The organism is Streptomyces sp. NPDC058964 (assembly GCF_042741275.1).
Classification (GTDB): Bacteria; Actinomycetota; Actinomycetes; order Streptomycetales; family Streptomycetaceae; genus Streptomyces.
This window is the reverse complement of the sequence record NZ_JBHYKH010001047.1, coordinates 1-1,105: the sequence shown is the minus strand read 5'-3', so window position 1 is coordinate 1,105 and position 1,105 is coordinate 1. Positions and strand designations below refer to the sequence as shown.

General features: G+C 79.1%; 1 pseudogene. It reads right to left on the bottom strand.

Annotated elements, in window-relative coordinates:
- A pseudogene (locus ACFW2E_RS47550) lies at positions 1-1,105 on the bottom strand (dihydroxyacetone kinase); the annotation flags it as partial.

Genomic DNA, 1,105 nt, shown 5'->3' with positions numbered 1-1,105 from the left:
GTCGATGAGGCCGAGCACGTCACCGGCCTGGCAGATGCCGGCGGTGGTCCAGGCCTGACGTTCGGCGACGACGACCTCGGCGTACCGGGTGGCGCCCGCCGCCGAGGTCATCGCCACCACGTCCTCGTCGAAGCGCCGCCCGGGTTCGTGCACGGCCAGCGCGGCGATGCCCTGGACCGCGGAGCGGGTCGGGATCAGGGCGACGCGGACGCCCTCGGCCCGGGCCTGTTCGGCCGCCGCGGCCGCCGTGTGCCGCAGCTCCGCGTCGTTGGGCAGCAGCACCACCTCGCGCGCGTGGGCACGCCGCACGGCCTCGGCGAGCTCCCCGCTGGCGGGCGGCTCCCCGGGGCGGGCGAGCACGGTGGTCGCGCCGGCCTCGGTGTACAGCCCGGCCAGGCCCTCGCCGGGCACGACGGCCACCACGGCCCGCTGGACACGTTCACGGGGCGGCCGCTCACCGCCGGTGTGCACGTCGCCGAGCCCGAAGTGGGTGATCCGGATCCGGTACGGCCGTCCGGCCTCGACGCCCGCCTCCACGGCGGCGCCCGCGTCGTCGACGTGCACATGGACGTTCCACAGCCCGTCCCCGCCGACCACGACGAGGGAGTCGCCCAGGGTGTCGAGCCGCGTCCGCAGCCGGTCCACGGCGGTGTCGTCGGCCTCCAGGAGATAGATCACCTCGTAGGCGGGCCCGCCCGCGCCGTTCCGGTCGGCGCAGCCCCCCTCGGTGGCGGCGGGCTCCACGCGCCCGTGGGCCACGGTGCCGGTCTGCGGGTGCCCGGCGTACGGATGCACGGCCCCCTGAACTGTCTGCACCGCCGCCGGCGCCTCACCCGTGAGCGTCTCCACCAGCGCCGCCAGCACGGCCACCAGGCCCCGCCCCCCTGCGTCGACCACTCCGGCCCGCTCCAGGACGGCCAGTTGCCCGGGGGTCGCCGCCAGAGCCGTAAGCGCCCCTTGGTAGGCCGCCCGCGCGACCGTCCCGTAGTCCCCTTCGGCGCGCGCGCGGGGGCCGCCGGCGGGGCGCCGGCGCGCGCCCGCAGCGGACTCCCCCCCCGGGGGGGGGCGCCCCCGCGGGGGGGGGGGCCCCCCGGGCGCGCGCCGC